Annotated in this window: 10 protein-coding genes; 8 read left to right on the forward strand and 2 right to left on the reverse strand. The window is 57.8% G+C overall.

Annotated elements, in window-relative coordinates:
- Positions 1–121 precede the first annotated feature (121 nt).
- Positions 122–1,867, reverse strand: coding sequence for a hypothetical protein (locus VEH04_04645; GenBank protein ID HYG22050.1), 1,746 nt, complete (start codon positions 1,865–1,867; stop codon positions 122–124).
- Between the two features lie 293 nt (positions 1,868–2,160).
- On the reverse strand, positions 2,161–3,744 hold the full coding sequence (locus VEH04_04650) for an alpha-L-fucosidase (protein HYG22051.1): 1,584 nt from the start codon (positions 3,742–3,744) through the stop codon (positions 2,161–2,163).
- Positions 3,745–4,044: 300 nt separating this feature from the next.
- On the opposite strand from VEH04_04650, the gene VEH04_04655 reads away from it, so the two are divergent.
- From VEH04_04655 to VEH04_04690, 8 genes are all read left to right on the forward strand, one after another.
- Positions 4,045–4,872 carry a prepilin-type N-terminal cleavage/methylation domain-containing protein gene (locus VEH04_04655; protein ID HYG22052.1) on the forward strand — a complete coding sequence of 276 codons (828 nt, stop codon included), beginning with the start codon at positions 4,045–4,047 and terminating at the stop codon, positions 4,870–4,872.
- Positions 4,873–4,965: 93 nt separating this feature from the next.
- The gene (locus VEH04_04660; protein HYG22053.1) at positions 4,966–8,523 is read left to right on the forward strand and encodes a hypothetical protein; all 3,558 of its coding nucleotides are present in this window, start codon (positions 4,966–4,968) and stop codon (positions 8,521–8,523) included.
- A gap of 79 nt (positions 8,524–8,602) precedes the next feature.
- Entirely contained in the window at positions 8,603–10,036 is a 1,434-nt protein-coding gene (locus tag VEH04_04665) for a hypothetical protein (protein ID HYG22054.1), read from the forward strand.
- Between the two features lie 186 nt (positions 10,037–10,222).
- Positions 10,223–10,960 carry a PEP-CTERM sorting domain-containing protein gene (locus VEH04_04670; GenBank protein HYG22055.1) on the forward strand — a complete coding sequence of 246 codons (738 nt, stop codon included), beginning with the start codon at positions 10,223–10,225 and terminating at the stop codon, positions 10,958–10,960.
- Between the two features lie 106 nt (positions 10,961–11,066).
- A complete protein-coding gene (locus VEH04_04675) occupies positions 11,067–12,608 on the forward strand; it encodes a sodium:solute symporter (protein HYG22056.1) in 1,542 nt (513 codons plus the stop codon).
- Positions 12,605–13,525 carry a dihydrodipicolinate synthase family protein gene (locus tag VEH04_04680; GenBank protein HYG22057.1) on the forward strand — a complete coding sequence of 307 codons (921 nt, stop codon included), beginning with the start codon at positions 12,605–12,607 and terminating at the stop codon, positions 13,523–13,525. The genes VEH04_04675 and VEH04_04680 overlap by 4 nt, the downstream gene beginning before the upstream one ends.
- Before the next feature lie 107 nt (positions 13,526–13,632).
- On the forward strand, positions 13,633–15,219 hold the full coding sequence (locus tag VEH04_04685) for a glycosyl hydrolase family 65 protein (GenBank protein ID HYG22058.1): 1,587 nt from the start codon (positions 13,633–13,635) through the stop codon (positions 15,217–15,219).
- Positions 15,216–18,338 carry a DUF6298 domain-containing protein gene (locus tag VEH04_04690; protein HYG22059.1) on the forward strand — a complete coding sequence of 1,041 codons (3,123 nt, stop codon included), beginning with the start codon at positions 15,216–15,218 and terminating at the stop codon, positions 18,336–18,338. The genes VEH04_04685 and VEH04_04690 overlap by 4 nt, the downstream gene beginning before the upstream one ends.
- Positions 18,339–18,515: the final 177 nt, after the last annotated feature.

The raw sequence follows: 18,515 nt of genomic DNA on the forward strand, positions 1-18,515 counted from the left end.
GGGGGAAGGGCGATGTCGGCGGGCGCAGGTTTGGAAACCTGCGATACAGCAGACTTGGAAGTCTGCGCCACGGGAGCGGCAGATTCCGATGCCTGCGCGGCAAACGGTTGTTCCTCGATAATCATTCTTTCAGCAATTCCCGGAACTGCGGTTGCAGGCCTGCGTTGCGTTTCACGTTTTCCGACACCATCGGCCCATTGTTGTCCCAGACGTTGCCCGGCCCGTTCGCGTTTTTCAGGAAGCGTTCCTCGGGACACCAATTGTCACGGACCGTGATGTGCGATGAACCTTCGTCTAGATACAGATAGAACCAATGGGAAGGGTCAGAGACGTAGGGGCTCATGGTGATGCTGTGAACGTGATTGCTTGCGATCAACGTTCCAGGTTGCGGCGACAACGTGTAAATGCCCGCGGTGTCACACATGCGCGTCGCGACCTTGTGAATGTGATTTGCGACAATCCGGTTGTCGCGCATGACGTTCGGAGCCTTGTTCCAGCCCCATCCCATGCTGATGCCCGTGTAGGACGTGTTGCTGATGTCGTTGTGTTCGACGGAAATCTCACGGCCGAAACCAACCGCAATTCCGACGCAACCCCAGTCTTCGTTTGCGGTGTCAGTCAGGACGTTGTTGGCAACGCGGTGGCGTGTCGCTATTTCCCGTTCGTCGGTTGGATTAAAGGGGCGATGCGTTTCGAAGCCTGGATCGGCGAACTCCCCCAGTTGAATGCCATTGCCGCCAATGTCGCGGAACACGTTGCCTTCGATGATCCCGTCGTGCGTTCCGTCATGCACATCAAGCCCGGACATCGCGAGATGTTCGAATCGGCAGCGTTCCAGGTGAAAGTGGCTGGCGTTTCTAACAGAGACCGCGCCAGGCGGCCGTCCGAGCCAGCCCTGGTTGTCGAGACCAGCCGAATGATCGCGCGTTCCCTTGGGCGAAAGTTTGTAGGCGTCGAGAAGATACATTCCGGCCTGCAGCGGGACGTGACCCTGCAGCGACGGGCGCATCCAGGTGGTGTGTGCGAAGCGCATCCCCCGGAAATGGATGTGCGACGCGGGATGATCGCGAGTTCCCTCGGCTTGGACCAGGGTTTCAAGCACGGGCGCAATGATCTCTGCTGTCTCAAGGTTTTCGCCCGAACGTGGCCAATAGCAGATCTGTCCTCCCGGATATTCCTGGAACCATTCGCCGGGTTCGTCGAGGAACTCGATCGCGTTCGCAAGGAAGAACGGCGCGCCGTTCGTGCCCATGACGGGTTGCGGCCACGGATGCTCGCACTGCAATGCGGATTCAGGTTGATGAAATCGAAGCCTGGCTGCATTGCCGGGATGCTCGATTTGCGATACACGGCAAATCGCAATTTCCCACTGCTGATGAAAAATAATTTCTAGGGGTCCCAGCGGATCCTGAATGCCAAGCAACGACGCGGCGGGGATTTGGGCGAAGCAGTTCGTGCGATCCCAGACAATCATGCGATGCAATTCGTTGCCGTTCGGATTGCGCGCGCGGACGGCCTTGCGGTCGTTGATCCACAATTGCCGAAACTCGACGATCCGTCCGCCAGTTCGCGGTGCGGGTGCAACCCACACATGTTCCCGTGCTGAAGCGGGGACTTGTTGCAGGCCTGTGCCTTTTCGCCAGCCGCGAACTGCAATGCCACCGCTCAACGTTGGCGCTGCGCCTGGCGCTGCTTCGATGACAGTCGGACTTTGCGCGGTTCCAGAATCTTCAGAACGAAAGAGCAGGGGAGCGGTGAGGCGATACGTGCCGCTTTCAACAAAAATGCGAATGCCGCTGTTGATCGAAGGATGGTTCAGGCGGCGCAAATCGCGGGCCTTGCGCTGCGCGATGTGCAATGAAGCCAAGGGCTGGTCACGTGTGCCGATATTTGTGTCGGACCCGTTTGGCGAAACCCAGAGTTCAGCGCGAGCCGGTTCCTGTGCGTATGCAGAAAACGCACAGCAGAGGGCGCACAGCACGATGTGGAGCGCGACTCTGCGCAGCGCAGACATCCTAGTCTCGTGGACAGGTTTCCTTGCCTGCTTCTGCGTTCCACGCTCGGCCGGTTTGGAATCCGGCGATACAGCCCGTCCTCGGTAGCAGCCTGCTGCGGAGGGCGGGACAGGTTCGGGAACCTGCGCTACGATGTGAAATACGTTCACGTGGCGAGACCTTCAATCTTCAGCACGTGCGCATGCTGGCTCGGCGGATCTTCAGGCAGCTGAACCACAAGGCCTTTCGCGTTGTGTTCCCATTTGGGGTTTCCCTCTGCGCCCAACAGGCGAATGGATTGAATCTTTCCCTCAACAAAGGGTTTGCCCATCCCAAGCTGCGAGACGGTGATTTCCTTCCCAGGCCAGCTCATGAAGAATGCATAAAGCGTCGAACCCTTCGTGGTGAAGCGTGTGACGCCGCCGCCGAAATCCTTGAGGCTCGCTTCGTTGTATTTGACACCGGGAACTTCTTTGACGAGTCCGCCTTCACCAAACGTTTTCCATGGACGCGTGTCGTAGATCGCTTCGCTGTTGACTGCCATCCACTGCGTGATTTCGTCCAGAATCTGGAGTTCCTTGGCGTCGAGTGCGCCGCTGTTAGGCAAGGGAAAGTTCAAGAGCAGATTGCCATTTCGGCTGACAACATCGACAAGCATGTCGATCACGCGCTTGGGTGTCTTGTAAGTTGCTTCCTTGTCGTAATGCCATTTCCCGACGCACGTGCAGAGCTGCCACGGTTTGGGCCAGATTCCTTCAACAACGCCGCGTTCCTTGTCGAACACGCACAGGCCTTCAGCAGAATCCTCCTCGCGCTTGCTGGTGATTACGGCTTCGACGCGGCCGTCGTGGTTGCGCGCACTTTGATTGTAAAGATGCGCCACCAGATCCAGGCCCCATTTGCCGAACGGGATTTGCCCGTCGGTGTAAACAATGTCTGGCTGGCTCTGGTCAATCAGATCCGAGATGCGATTGAACCATTCTTGTTTCCACTTGTCGGGAATTCCTTCCTCATCCCAGGGAAGCTGCCGGTAGATGGTTGGGCAATCGCCATAAAGATCGTGATACTCAGGATTGATCCCGTCGTAGGGCACGCCGGCAAAAGGACCTTCCTTGTCCGCGCTGCGTGAAACAGACATCCATTTGTAGGCCATCCAGAGGTGGTCGCTGACACCGAAGCGGAGCCCGTGGCGGAGGGCGGCTTTGCGGAATTCCGCGACCACATCACGCTTGATGCCCATATTGACCGCGTTCCAGCGCGTGTGTTTTGAGTTCCACATGTCGAAGTTGTCGACATGGGCGCCCATGCTCATGAAATAGCGCGCCCCTGCTTTTTTGTAGAGGCCGACGAGCCGTTCGGGATCGAAGCCGGCTCCTTTCCAGGTGGGAATGATGTCTTTGTAGCCGGTCCTGGACGGATGGCCGTAGGTTGTTACGTGGTAACGGTTCTGGCGCGAGCCTTCGATATAGAGGTTACGGGCATACCAATCCCCGTATTCGGCCGCGGACTGCGGACCCCAATGCGCCCAGATGCCAAACTTTGCATTCGGAAACCAGTCGGGGATGCGGTAGGTTGAAAGCGATTCCCGGGTCCCGCTGAATGGACGGGCTTGTGGCTCAGGCAATGTATTGGCCAGCATTCGCGGGACGCAGAAGGCGGGCGCGGCTGCTGCGAGCAGCTTGATTGCGCGGCGCCGCGAAATGGGTTTTGAAACCGGTACGGCCTGAAGTTGTGGCTGCATTTTTTTCATGGGTGACAATGCAATCAGGCGCGGCAGTTCGGTGCGTGGTTACAGTTGTCTCGGTGCTGAACGATATATAGCGGGGCGACGCCGGCACGCGCAGCAGAAAATTGTGATTGGCACTTTTTGTAAACGTTTTGACATTTTTGGGATTACAGAATTCGGCATGATGCAGTATCAATGCTACGTTCCTCAAAACGCTTAACATGAGAATGTCGGCAGCAGAAAAAGAGCTGAGTGTGCCCGGCGGTTTCCAAGTGGCAACGTGGACTGGTGTGAAGCGGATTTGATACTTTCGAAGATCTCAAAATGGACACGTTCGATTTCACCCCCGCCCGGAAAAAAACCCTGCAACCGGGATTCACCCTCATCGAATTGCTGGTGGTCATTGCCATCATCGCCATTCTTGCGGCGATGCTCCTGCCGGCGCTCAGCAAGGCCAAGCAGAAGGCGCAGGCGATTTCGTGCCTGAACAACACCAAGCAGTTGACGTTGGGATGGTTAATGTTTCCGCTCGACAACAATGACAAGCTGCCCAATGAGCGGCCGGTCGCTGGGTTGATGGATTGGACGATGAACCCGGACAATACCAATGCCTTCCTCCTCGTTTCCGAAGATCAGTCTCCCCTGGCCAAATACGTGAAGAGCGCCCGAGTCTGGAAGTGTCCCGCGGACAGTACTCCCGCGCCGAATGGAGAGCGCGTTCGCAGTCTGGCCATGAACGGCGCGATGCATGGCAGCGGAGTGACTGTTCCACCAAGTCCGGATTCCTCATGGCCGCTCGGCCGCAGGTACCAGTCACTGGTATCCAAGACAACGCATATCCGCTCGCCTGTTGATGTTTTTGTGGCTGTCGACGAGCATCCCGACAGCATCAACGATTCAATGTTCATGTTCGATCCAGGCAAACTTCCCGGTCTCGCCACATGGCGCGATTTGCCAGCCAGCTATCATGGCGGGCCCAACGGGTCTGCAGGTTTTTCTTTCGCTGACGGTCACTCAGAGATTCATCGATGGATGGTGGGCTCAACCAAACAGCCTATCAGGCGACAACTCAAACCTTGGGGCACGTCTTTGGGCTCGGGAGAGGAGAACGCCGATTTGCTGTGGATGAGCGACCGTATGCCATGGAATTGATCGCGATTCGACGCTGACTCTTTAAGCCCGGCCATCCACCTGCTAGGTGCGCCGGGTTTGTTTGCTAACCCAACACAAAGCAGACCGACAACTATGAAACCCAATCCAACTTCGGGTCCATCTCGTGGCACGTCGTGCCATGCTCCTCGCGCAACTCTCGGCCGTATTTTGTGCGCGACGGCAGTCGCCGTTTCTTCTCTTGCGCTGTCGCCGTTTAACGCAGCGGCCCAGGACAATCAGGTCTGGCCTTCGCTGGTCCGAATGACCGTTCCTGCCGGGCAAAGCGGAACGATGACGAATTTGATCTGGGCCCAAACCACCGGGTCCGTGACGGTTGCCGTCGGAACATTGCCTGCCGGTGTAACGAGCGCCACGATTGTTGGGCCGTCCACAATCAATGGTCCCGTCGGATCCGCGACGCTCGTGGTGAATTATAACGGCAGCGTTCCGCAATCGGGTGTGAACGCAATCGAGATTTTAGCCTCAGGTTCGCTTACCTACCGGCTGCCGATCCCGATTCATTCCGCGAAGATCTGGAATGGAAACACAAACAATACAATCTGGACGACCGCGGCGAACTGGTCAGGCAGCTCTCTGCCAACCCCAAACGATGTCGTCGTGTTCCCGAGTTCGGGTGCGAGTGACCACGGAACGAATTATTTTACGAACGTGCTGGTGTCGAGCAGCCAGGAGGTCGCAGGGATGCGCTTCACCCATGGCGCCGAGGAAAACGACCAGGCGTATGGCATGGAAATCGTATCGGGTGCCACGCTCGCTGTCACGGGCACGGCAGGTTTTTCCCTTCTTCAGGACTCGATCAACCGCGCGGGAGCAATCGAGGTTTTCTATTCGGGCGGAGGCGCGCTGGTCGTCAGCAACGCACAGGCTACTGTCTCGCTCCTGAAGGAAGCCGGCCAGAACTCCACCCTCAACATGAGCCGGCTGAACACGTTTGTTGCAGATGTGAACCGCATTGGATTGGGTGATTATCGCCTCTATCCGTATTACACGAACAACGGCTACTCGTCGCGTGGCGGCACGGCCACAAATTCGCGGCCTTCACGTTTTATTCCGCAGGTCACACTCGCCTTGACCAACTATCTCCGGGCGACACACGTTGACGCCAATAACTACAACGACCCCGTGGTACGCGATTACGCATTGGCCATTAGCAACAGCGAAGAACAGGGGCTCGGCAGCGGCAGCCAGTTCAGTTTCATCCTGGGACGAACCAACGTGTTTTTGATGGACAGCATTGTCTTCGGCCATTCTGTGGCGAAGGCGGAAAGCGACACGCGCGTCATTTTCAACTCAAATACCAACATCATTCCGGCGGGAAGCTCGCCCGTCGCGTACTTCCGAAATGCCGATGGCGTGAGCCGCATGTCTGTTGTCGCGTTCGGCGACAACTCTGGAAACAGCGGCGCAGGGTCTGGAAGCAAAGTGAATGTGAATTTCAACGCGGGAAGAGTGGATATGCTCGTGGATAGGTTGTATCTCGGCCGTGATCGCCTGGAGTCGCAGGACAATGATACAAGCCAGGCTGAGTTGCGAATGGCGGATGGCGTCATCGATGCGAACATCGCCTACATCTCGGCCCAGGAACTCGGGAACAACATCATCCCTGTGGACGAACAGGGCAACGATGCGAGCGGTGAAGTCTACGGAACTCTCGTGGTCAGCACCAATGGCGTGTTCCGTGTCAATGATACCCTGCACCTTGGCTACACAACAGCCGACGCAGGCGACAAGCGGGCAGCCGAGACAGGCAACGGTTCGATCGAGATCAACAACGGAGGACTGGTAATCGCCAGCAACATTTTCATCGGGGGAGTGACGAAGGTTTCGGGCAACAATCGTATTTCAATCACAGGCGGAGGCGAGTTGCGGGTGTTCAGTGAAATTGGCCAGCCAGACAAGTGGTTGAACACTCTTTCGATGTCCGATTCCAAGCTCACGCTCTTGCTCGATGGCTCGAAGACCACTCCCTATATTTATGCAACCAATGTCGTCACCGCGGGTAATGGAAACACGATCAACATTGCCTCGGTGATTAACGTAAACACCTTTCCATTGCAGGTGCCCATCATCCAGTACACCTCAGCTTCGCCGAATTTCGGTGTGACGATGCCGCCAGGCGTCTTTGGTTACGTGGTGAATAATACTGCGAACAGCACGATTGACATCGTAATTCTGAACACGGCGCCCGTTAACCTCGTTTGGAACGGCTCGCCCGGAACAGACTGGACTACGACCTCATCCAACTGGAAAGGTGGGGGAATCTTTGCCAATGGTGACGCTGCGACGTTCGACGACACTGCAGCGAACTCTAGCGTAACCCTGCCAGGCCAGGTGTTTGTCGGCGGTGTTGGCGTGCTCGTTACCAACAACACCCTGTCCTACTCGTTCAACGGCGCTGGCATGATCGGCGGCACTGCCCCCATGAACAAATGGGGCACGGGCTCGCTCGCGATTAACGCATTGAGCGAACTGCCTTTGACAGTTCATGAGGGAACCGTGACCGGCAGTGGAGCAATCGGTTCCACTGTCGTGAGCAGCAACGCGGTGCTGAACTTCTCGGGTAGCATTACACGGCTCGTGTCACCCGGAATATCGACGCTTCAAGCTGGCGCTACCGTCGCGAACGGCGTGACTGTGAACGGCGGATCATTGACGACATCCGGTTCAATCACCGGCACCGTCCAGGCCGCGAATGCCCAAATGACCGTAAACCAGGGTGGTGTGATCGTGACACGCGTTCCAAGCACTTCAACGATTCAAGGAACCAACACCACGGTGACGCTCAACGGCCGCTGGAACAACGGCATCATTGGCGGACCCAATGGTACTTATCGAATCGACCTCCTCGGCCGCATGAACGGCATCGGTGGCATCTTCACTGGCACAGCGGATATCAACCACACTGCTGGCGCAGCCCCCGCCTACTGGTCGCGGCTGGTAATCGGTTCCGGAGGAATTCTTTCTCCCGGTACCCCAGGGACAATCGCTGCGTTCACGAATCAATCGCAACTGGATTTCACGCCGGGTTCCGTAATTGAAATCGACGTCAATATGGATTCCGCCCCTGGCTCGAATCCTTTTGGCAATGCTCCGACGCTTTCCACAACGGCCAAGAGCTCTGATGTGATCTACACTTCACGCTGGTCCACCCGGACTGGAACGCTTCGCATGAATCGCCTTGGCAACACACCCTGGACGAACGGCACGGTGATCAAGATTCTCAGCAAACCTTTCGAACAGTTCGGCGGCGGATTCCGAAATCGTCCGTTCGACAACACGGAAACACAGCTTCCTGTGATGGATCCTGCCTCGCCCGGATTGGGACTCGTCTGGGATCGCAGTGACTTTGCGACGAACGGCATCATCCGTATCTCCGCAACGGCGACTAATCCAATCCCGCTGTCAGTGATTCCATTCGACGGCACGAACGTCACATTCAATTGGCCGAGCAGCCACATTGGCTGGGAGTTGCTGACGCAAACCCGCGCGCTCACAAACGGTTTGAGCATGGCTCGCACGAATTGGAGCGTCGTCGCCGGGTCGATCTTCACCAACTCAATCACGATCACCAACTGGATCAATCGTGACAATGGCGCTGTGTTCTATCGCCTTGGGCATCCGCAGTTTTAGTTGACTGTCCTGTTGTTGTGCCGGTGCGGCGCGTTGCCGCACCGGCGCTTTCATGTTCGCTGATCAGACCGAAATCGTTATGGCTTCAATGTTTTCTCAATGCGCAGCCGCTTTGTTCGTCGTTTCAAGCATCGGTTCCGGAGTCGCCAACCTCCATGCTGCGCCGGCAGCCGCGCCTGAAGGCGGGCGACGTCAACTCGCATTTCCTACTGCAGAAGGCTACGGGCGTTTTGCAGTCGGCGGCAGGGGGGGCAGGGTGATCAAGGTGACGAACCTGAACGACAGCGGGCCCGGCTCGCTGCGCGCGGCAGTTGAGGAAGAGGGCCCCCGCACGGTGGTGTTCGATGTTTCGGGGCTCATCACGCTGGATTCCCGGTTGATCATTCGAAAAACCAACTCATACCTGACGATCGCAGGCCAAACTGCGCCAGGCAAAGGCATCTGCATCCGCAATTACAACATGGGCATGCTGGGGGCGAGCAACGTGATCATTCGGTACGTTAGGGTTCGCCCGGGCAACACGTCGGGCCAGACTCTCGATGGCATGGGCATGGCCAGCAGCGATGATTGCATCATTGATCATTGCTCCATCAGCTGGACCCTGGACGAGTCGTTCAGCTCGCGTGGCGCCAAAAACATTACGCTTCAACGCACGCTCATCTCTGAGGCTCTCAACGAAGCGGGGCACAAGAAGTATCCGCCAGGCACCCAGCACGGTTATGCCGCAAGCATCGGCGGCGACATCGGAAGCTTTCATCACAACCTGCTGGCGCATTGCGCCGGTCGGAATTGGAGTCTGGCCGGCGGCCTCGCCAAACCCGATAATACGTATGCTGGCCGTCTCGATATCCGAAACAATGTTGTTTACAACTGGAAGAACCGCGCAACCGACGGCGGCGCGCATGAGGTGAACTTCGTGAACAACTTCTACAAACCCGGCCCGGCCACACAGCGGTTTCATGCGTTGAATGCGCAATACGGCGGCTTCAAGGGATCACAACGTTATTACGTTGCCGGAAACGTCATGCCCGGACATTTCGGAGTCGACGAGCAGGAAAAAGGACGTATCGCAACGACCGAGCGCGGAGGCACGGTTCCCACAGAATACAGCCCGTGGTCCGACCGTCCGTTTTTTCAGCCTCATGTCACGACCCGTTCTGCCGATGAAGCCTTCACCAACGTCCTCGCAAATGTCGGATGCAATTTTCCTGCGCTGGATGAGCACGATCGGCGGGTGATTGCGGAAGTGCGGGACGGGACAGCGAAATTCAAGGGCAGCAAGACCGGTTTGCCTGGGTTGCCGGACTCCCAGGAAGACGTGGGCGGATGGGAAAATTATCCGGAAGTTTCACGGCCGGCAGGATGGGATACGGATAATGACGGCATGCCGAACGCATGGGAATCGGCCCGGGGATTGAACGCGGCCGACGCAGCTGACGGCAATGCGGATCGAAATGGCGACGGCTATACGAACCTCGAGGAATATCTCGGGTCGCTGGTGGGTGAATTTTAGCATTTGGCCCGCATGAACTGTTGTTGTCGTGAATAGTCCGGACGCCCGGCTGTATCAAATTTAGCAAATTTTTCGTCACAATCCGAATAGCATAACAATTGATGTGAACACGATGCGGCGCTTATAAAAGAATCCAGACATTTTCCAGAATCCAGAAACTCCCATAACCCCTAACCGAAAAGACGTATGACTAACCCGACAAAACTAGCGACAGTGCTTGCCCTGGCCCTGGGTGGAACGGCTCTCCAGGCGCAATCATTCACCTACATTGATCTTCAAGACGGCTTGAACTTTCCTGGTGCAGCCACAGCCGTGGACGCGACCACCGATAGCGACGCGACATGGGGATTGGGAGACGACGGCGCTGCCTACGGATGGCGCTACCGCACAACTGGGCCGGGAGTTCCCGCCTACAACGGCACCGCATACACGGGCAGGTATCCGAATCAGGGCGCCGGCGCACCCGATCCTGGCCTGTATATGCCACTCTCCGGTCTGTTGCCGAACACGGAATATTTCGTCCGGGTTTACGCGATCTACGCGCAGAACAGCACGAACGCTGTCGTATCCTCCCGTCAAAAAGCCGGTGCTGAGTTCAGCGTCGATGGCGGAACAACGTGGTCTATTGTCGACAACCTGGGAGGCGCAACGTTGAATTGGGTGGACAACTCCACAGCATTGGGCGCTCCGCGCGACGGCACGGCGGGTGACACTCGGGCTTGGGCATTGCTTCCCTTCATGCTGGAAACCGATGCTTTGGGCAATGGCCGCCTCGATGTCCGCCTTCCGCAGTTCCTGACCGGCGGCCTGGGACAGGATCGCTTCAGCTTCGACGGAATCGCGATTGCCGTGCCCGAACCCACGAGCTTCGCTTTGATCGGCCTCGGCGCCGCCGCCATGCTGATCTCCCGCCGCCGTCATTGATTGTTTGTTGGGTTAGTGATTGTGCAAGCCGCCCCGGATCCGGGGCGGCTTCGTTTTAAGGGCCGGCGCGCAATGCAGCGGGCCGGGATATGGATGTTCAATACTGATGTCAGCCTTGCCCGTCATTGATATCTGTGTGCTGCTGGCTTACCTCGTGGGCGTGGTCGCTCTCGGCCTTTGGTTTGGACGGAAAGGCCTGAGCTCGGAACAGTTCATGGCAGCGGGCCGCCGCATCCCGGCTTGGGCCGTCGGTTTGTCAATTTTCGGAACCTACGTCAGCAGCATCAGCTTTCTCGCGCTTCCAGGAAAAGCCTTCGCCACAAACTGGAACGCCTTCGTGTTCAGTCTCTCGATTCCTGTAACGACGTGGTTCGCGGTAAAATACTTCGTTCCGTTCTACCGTCGATCGGGTGAAGTCTCGGCTTATCAGCATCTCGAGAAGCGCTTCGGGCCGTGGGCAAGAACCTACGCTGTGGTCTGCTACCTCCTGACCCAACTCGCCCGGATGGGAACGATACTTTATCTGCTCGCCCTTGCCCTGGCGCCGCTCACCGGCTGGAGCATTCCCACGATCATCCTTGGCGCGGGACTGCTCGTGATTGTTTACACGCTTGTCGGGGGCATGGAGGCAGTGATTTGGACCGACGTCGTCCAAAGCATCATCTTCATTGGCGGTGCATTTGCCTGCGTGGCTATTCTGCTGTTTGGAATGCCTCAGGGCCCGGCGCAACTCTTCGAGATCGCTTCGGAGCACAACAAGTTCAGCCTCGGCAGTTTCGATCCGGACTTCTCCACGATGACGTTCTGGGTGGTGCTGTTGAATGGCATCTTCATCAACCTGCAGAACTTCGGCATCGACCAAAGTTATGTGCAACGCTATCAGACCGCGAAGACAGACGAGGCTGCAGCCCGCAGCGTCTGGCTGGGCGCACTCCTCTATTTGCCGATATCCGCCGTATTTTTTTTCATTGGAACCGGATTGTTCGCATTCTACAGCGCCCGACCTGAATTGCTCCCCGCGTCGGTGGATGCGCTCAACAAACCCGATTCCGTCTTTCCACATTTCATTGTCGCGCAACTTCCAGTCGGGGTGACGGGTCTCGTAATCGCCAGCATCTTCGCCGCGGCTCAATCGACGGTTTCAAGTTCGGTCAATTGTTCTGCAACGTTGATCCTCTGCGACGTTTACCAACGCTATTTTCGACCTGCTGCCAGCGAATGGGAGTCGATGCGCGTCCTCCACGTGGCGACATTGGTGTTCGGTGTCGCAGGCATCGGAATGGCGCTCGCAATGATGCAAATTAAAAACGCATTGGATGCATGGTGGGGGCTCGCCAGCATCTTCAGCGGCGGCATGCTGGGTTTGTTCCTGTTGGGACTGCTCGCAACACGAGCAGGGAATAGGGCCGCTGCGGTCGGCGTCGTCAGCGGCGTGGTTGTCATTGCGTGGATGACTTTCTCCCCGCGATGGACGGGTTGGGGATCGTCGTATCGAAGCCCATTCCACACGTTGCTGGTAGTCGTAATTAGCACGCTGACGATTCTGCTGGTGGGCTGGATTGCCAGCATGTTCATGCGAAGGCGCCAATTGCAATTACCCGTTGAAACCCGGACGCCGCCTGGCGAGTCTGTCGAAAGGAAGCATTGAAATTTTCAGGAATCATACCGCCGATGGTGACGCCGCTGCTGGGCCGCGATGAACTGGATCGCGCCGGATTGGAGCGGTTGATCGAACGCATGGTGAACGCAGGGGTGAACGGTTTGTTCATTCTGGGCACGACGGGCGAGGGGCCCGGCCTGAGCTACAAGCTGCGCCGCGAGGTGATTGAACGCACTTGCAGGCAGGTGAACGGACGCATCCCTGTGTTGGTGGGCATTACAGACACGGCTTTTGTAGAATCGGTGAGTGTCGCGAAGGTGGCGGCTGATGCGGGTGCTGAAGCCCTCGTCGCGGCGCCGCCGTATTACATGCCGGAGGGGCAGCCGGAACTGCAGGAATATCTGAGTCATCTTCTCGATGAACTGCCGCTACCGCTCTTCATTTACAACATGCCGGCGCTGACCAAAGTGCCATTCGAGGTGGAAACGGTCCGCTGGGCAGTCGATCAGCCCAGGATCATCGGCTTGAAGGACAGTTCCGCCAACATGATCTATTTTCATCGTGCACTGGAATTGGCACGTGTCCGTGCTGGCTGGCCGGTTTTGATTGGACCCGAGGAGATGCTGTTTGATGCCATTCTCGCCGGCGGTCACGGTGGCGTCAGCGGTGGTGCGAATTTATTTCCACGGCTTTACGTTAAACTGGTGGAGGCGGCGCGGGCTGGGGACCTCCCTCGCGCGCTCCAATTGCATCAGGCGGTGCTGCGCGTCAGCGGATCCCTGTACCGCATCGGCAGGCATCCGTCATCAATCATCAAAGGGATCAAGTGCGCTCTCGCGTGTGTGGGCGTGTGTGAAGATTTCCTGGCCGAGCCGTTTCACCGATTTCGCAGCGAAGAGCGGATGCTGGTCGATATTCGCGTGAAAGAACTTCAGGCGGAACTTGAGGGAATGGGATTGGCGTGATGGGAAATGCGATTGCGAAACGCAGCGCCGGTTTCCAAACCGGCAAGGCGCTGACCGCGCCAGCGGGTAGCGAAACCTGTCCACCCACCGCAGTACTGCTACGGAGGATGGGCGATACAGCAGACTCGGATGTCTGCGCCACGATTCGCCGCTTCCTCGCTATCTCGATTCTCGTCCCGTTTCTCCTGATCTCATTCACGGCTGCCGCGCAACCGTCCGCTATCCTCCAGCCTGCCGCCTTCTCCCATCACGTGGAACGGTTCAATGCGATGGAAGACGAGAACGTTACGAACCTCATCTCCAATGCCGAATCCTCGCAGTGGCTGCAGGCGAACATCCCGTTCTTTGAATGTCCCGATCGCGAGGTCGAAGAGATCTATTACTTCCGATGGTGGTCGTTTCGCAAACACCTGAAGCAAACGCCAAAAGGATTCGTGTTCACCGAATTCCTGACGCCTGTCAGCCACGCCGGGGAATTCAACACGATCAGCTGCGCCGCCTCATTTCACGTCGCCGAATCGCGATGGCTGGCGGATCAGCGCTTCGTTGAGAACTACATTCACTTCTGGATGCGGGGGAACGACGGCAAACCTGCGCCTCATTTTCATCGATTCAGCAGCTGGTTTGCGGAAACGGTTTATGAAAGGTTCCTCGCCGACGGCGACAGGCAGTTCCTGATCGATTTGCTTCCCGATTTGGTTGGGGATTATCGCGCATGGGAGCAGGAGCGGCAATTGACCAATGGAATGTTCTGGCAGTTCGATGTTCGCGACGGAATGGAGGAATCAATCAGCGGCGGGCGGCGCGTTCAAAACGTTCGGCCAACCATCAACAGCTACATGGCGGCGAACGCGCGGGCAATCTCGAGGATCGCGCAGTTGGCAAATGAACCCCGAATTGCAACTGAGTTCGAATCGAAGTCTGAACGCCTGCGTGCGCAGATTCTCGAGACGCTCTGGAATCCCGATTCTGAATTCTTCGAAGTGCGCCGCCCCGACGGCAACCTGGCAGAAGTCCGTGAAGCCATTGGTTTCATTCCATGGATGTTCAACCTTGTCCCGCCCGAGGCGCGTTTCTCCGCAGCATGGCGGCAATTGATGGACGTCCAGGGTTTTCGAGCGCCCGCGGGGATCACCACGGCCGAGCGCCGCCATCCTGAATTCCGATCACACGGAATCTGGACGTGCGAATGGGACGGGGCGGTCTGGCCGTTTGCCACATCGCAGACGCTCTACGCGCTTGCGAATTTCTTGCGGAGCGAAGCAGCTGCCGCGACGAAACTTTCCACCGCAATCTACTTCGATCAGTTCGTAACTTATGTGCGAAGCCAATACGCGAACGGCAAACCGTTCATCGGCGAGTATCACGATGAAGTCACGGGCGGGTGGATCAACGGACGGAACGGCAGAAGCCGGTACTACAATCATTCGACGTTCGCGGACCTGTTGATAACCGGATTGGCGGGCATTCGCCCGCGGGCCGACAACATCGTGGAAGTGCATCCGCTGCTGCCGGAAGGAACGTGGGATTGGTTCTGCCTCGATCGCGTGCCATATCACGGTTCCGTGCTGACGATTGTTTGGGACAAGGATGGATCACGTTACGGGCGCGGTCCCGGCCTGCGTATCCTCGCAAATGGAACCGAGATTGCGAGGGGCAGCGCCCTGCAGCCGCTGACGGGGAGGTTGCCGTGAAAAACAATTGCATCGCGTTGCTTGCGTTTTGGTTTGCTGCCGCCTCGGTCTGCGCCGCCCCATTGCCTCCCATCATTTCGATGGGAACGAACGGGTTGCTGCGATACCACGATGACTCCGAAGGTGACCGCATTCCCGATTTCTCATCTTGCGGATATCGCGGAGGCGAGGCGGCAATTCCCGCAGCGACGGTTGTGATATTCGTCGACGCCCGCGGAGGCGACAGCACCGAGCGGATCCAGCGCGCGTTGAACCATGTGGCGACTTTGCCGCCAAACAGTGATGGATTACGCGGCGCTGTCCTGCTGTCCCGCGGCCGCCACGAAGTGTTCGGCAGTCTCGTGATCAGCAATTCAGGAGTGGTGCTTCGCGGTTCTGGAATTGGATCGGACGGGACGCAGCTCGTTGCCGCTGGAAATGACCGGCGCACGCTTGTTCGTGCTGCGGGGCGCGGTGACATCGTGCTGAAAAGCAACGCCAGCTGGCGCGTTGTGAATCCTTACGTCCCTGTTGGTGCGACAACGATTGAACTCGCAGGCAGCTCCGGCTTGAAAGCGGGTGATTCCGTGCGAGTGATCCGCCAGGGTACGGAAGCGTGGATTCATGAACTCGGCGCGCGGGAATTTGGCGGCGGCGTCGGCGGCGGATGGAGGCCGGGAACGCGAGACATAGCCTGGGATAGGGTTATCCAGTCGGTTCAGGCAAACACGATTTCCCTGGACGCGCCCATTACCACGGCCATTTCAAATGGGAACGCCACAATCCTGGCGGTCGAAACGTGGGCGGGCCGGGTGGAGCGAATCGGAATCGAGAATCTTGCGCTGGAATCCAGCTGGAATCGAGGCAATGCGAAAGATGAGGATCATTCCTGGTGCGCGATCACGATGGATAACGTGCGCGACGCGTGGGTGCGTCAGGTGACGTTCAAACATTTCGCAGGCTCGGCTGTGGCGGTTCACGAAACCGCCAGTCGCGTGACGGTTCAGGATTGCGTCTCGACTGAACCTGTTTCTGAGGACGGCGGATATCGGCGCAACACGTTCTTCACAATGGGCCAGCAGACATTGTTTCTGCGTTGTTATGCCGAGGACGGCAGGCACGATTTTTCAGCCGGCCATTGCGCTGCGGGTCCGAACGCATTCGTCCAATGCGATGCAAAACTTCCGTCGCAGGACAGCGGCCCGATTCAGAGTTGGGCGAGCGGCGTTCTCTACGACAATGTCAACATTGACGGCAATGCGATCACCCTTGGATTCCGTCCCGGCAACAACGCGGGAATCGGCTGGGCGGCTGCAAATTGCGTTCTCTGGAATTGCAGCGCGTCGGTGATCCGTGTGTGGAATCCTCCAGGCGCGCAGAACTGGTCGTTTGGATCGTGGGCTGGATTTGAAGGCGACGGCATCTGGCGCAGCTCGAACGACTTTATGGAGCCCGGCAGCCTGTTCGCCGCGCAGGTGCGAGAGCGGTGGGGCGGAGCAGCGATGGACCGTTTGCAACTGATGCCGCGTCCGCGCGAGGAATCGAGCAATCCACCGCTGAATCGTGCGCAGGAACTCGCCGCCGCGGCGCATCAACCGCCGCCGCATCTCAAGGACTACATTCTTGATGCATCGCACCGCGATCCACTTCCAGCCGAAGCCACGAACGCACGACGACTTGAAGACATCGAAAACAACAGTCCGGAAACAGGAGATGCAACTCATAAATCATCCATCATCAATCATAAATTAACCCTCACCAACGGCTGGCTGACCCTGAACGGCCGGCTCCTCATCGGCGGCATTCAAAACGTCACCTGGTGGCGCGGGAGTATTCGTCCGTCTGAAGCGGCGCAATTCGGAGTGAACGTGACGCGCTTTGTTCCAGGACGACCGGGCGCCGGGTTGACGGATGACCTGCAGGAGGTGTCGGACGTCATGCACGCGGGCGGCCGCGTGGCCCTGGACCATAATTACGGCCTTTGGTATGACCGTCGGCGTGACGATCACGAGCGCGTTCGCAGGATGAGTGGCGATGTGCTGCCGCCGTTTTACGAGCAACCGTTTGCACGAAGCGGGCAGGGGATCGGGTGGGATGGTTTGAGCCGTTACGACCTGACGAAATTCAATCCGTGGTATTGGAAGCGGCTGCGGGAATTTGCCAGCCTGGGCGAGCAACGCGGACAGGTGTTGTTCCATCAGAATTATTTTCAGCACAATATCCTCGAAGCCGGCGCGCACTGGGCCGACTTTCCGTGGCGTTCGGCAAACAACATCAACGACACGGGCTTCCCCGAGCCGCCGCCGTACGCGGGCGACAAACGGATCTTCCAGGCGGAACTGTTCTATGATGTGAGCCATCCCGTCCGGCGCGAACTGCACCGAGGTTACATTCGTCAATGTCTCGAGAACTTCACGAATTGCGCGAACGTAATCCACTTCACCAGCGCGGAGTTCACGGGGCCTTTGCACTTTATGCAGTTCTGGCTCGACACCATTGGCGAGTGGACGCGCGACGCAGCGCGGGCTTCGAAGCCTGCCGCGCCCCTGATCGCGCTGAGCGCCACCAAGGATGTCCAGGACTCGATACTGTCGGATCCAAAGCGTCGCGAAATCGTGGACGTGATTGATTTCCGCTACTGGTGGCGAACAGAGAACGGCGAGTTTGCGCCCCCCGGCGGGAAGAACCTGGCGCCGCGGCAGTTCGAGCGCCAATCGCGCGCAGGACGGCCGAACGAAACGTCGCTTGCAGGAATGGCAGCGGAGTATCGTGCGAAGTTCCCGGCCAAACCCGTTATCTGCAACTTTGATATCGCAGCCTGGGCGTGGCTTTGCGCCGGCGGATCACTGCCGCGCCTGCCACGAGACACCGCGCCCGAATTGCTGGACGCGATCCCATCAATGGCGCCCGCGCCGGATTTGTCGCGCCCTGGTGTGTTTGTATTGCGCGAGGAAGGCCGGCGACTGTTAGTATATGCGATGAATCACGACGTCCTGAATCTGGAGAATGTTGGCGGCAAGTACCGCATGCATTCGATTGACCCGCGGACAGGGGTCGTCACTCGTGGCGACGTCGTAACGATCGATGACCCGATCCGCGTTTCGACTCCGCTAACGTGGCTTGTGAAGGAAGAGCAATGAACTGTAAATCAACCGAAACGGTAGCGCAGGTTTCCAAACCTGCCCTGCCCTCCGCAGTAGGCTGCTACCGAGGACGGGCTGTATCGCCGGCTTCTGAGCCGGCAGAACGTGAACCGCGCGAGCAGGCAAGGAAACCTGTCCACCCTTCGCAATATTGCTACGGGAGACAGGCGATAC

Source organism: Verrucomicrobiia bacterium (assembly GCA_035629175.1).
GTDB lineage: Bacteria > Verrucomicrobiota > Verrucomicrobiia > Limisphaerales > DASXHY01 > DASXHY01.

What these genes read in the sequence shown, in the direction of transcription:
- VEH04_04650 (HYG22051.1), bottom strand. Translation starts at nt 3,744, where the DNA reads ATGAAAAAAATGCAGCCACAACTTCAGGCCGTACCGGTTTCAAAACCC.
- VEH04_04655 (HYG22052.1), top strand. Translation starts at nt 4,045, where the DNA reads ATGGACACGTTCGATTTCACCCCCGCCCGGAAAAAAACCCTGCAACCG.
- VEH04_04660 (HYG22053.1), top strand. Translation starts at nt 4,966, where the DNA reads ATGAAACCCAATCCAACTTCGGGTCCATCTCGTGGCACGTCGTGCCAT.
- VEH04_04665 (HYG22054.1), top strand. Translation starts at nt 8,603, where the DNA reads ATGGCTTCAATGTTTTCTCAATGCGCAGCCGCTTTGTTCGTCGTTTCA.
- VEH04_04670 (HYG22055.1), top strand. Translation starts at nt 10,223, where the DNA reads ATGACTAACCCGACAAAACTAGCGACAGTGCTTGCCCTGGCCCTGGGT.
- VEH04_04675 (HYG22056.1), top strand. Translation starts at nt 11,067, where the DNA reads ATGTCAGCCTTGCCCGTCATTGATATCTGTGTGCTGCTGGCTTACCTC.
- VEH04_04685 (HYG22058.1), top strand. Translation starts at nt 13,633, where the DNA reads ATGGGCGATACAGCAGACTCGGATGTCTGCGCCACGATTCGCCGCTTC.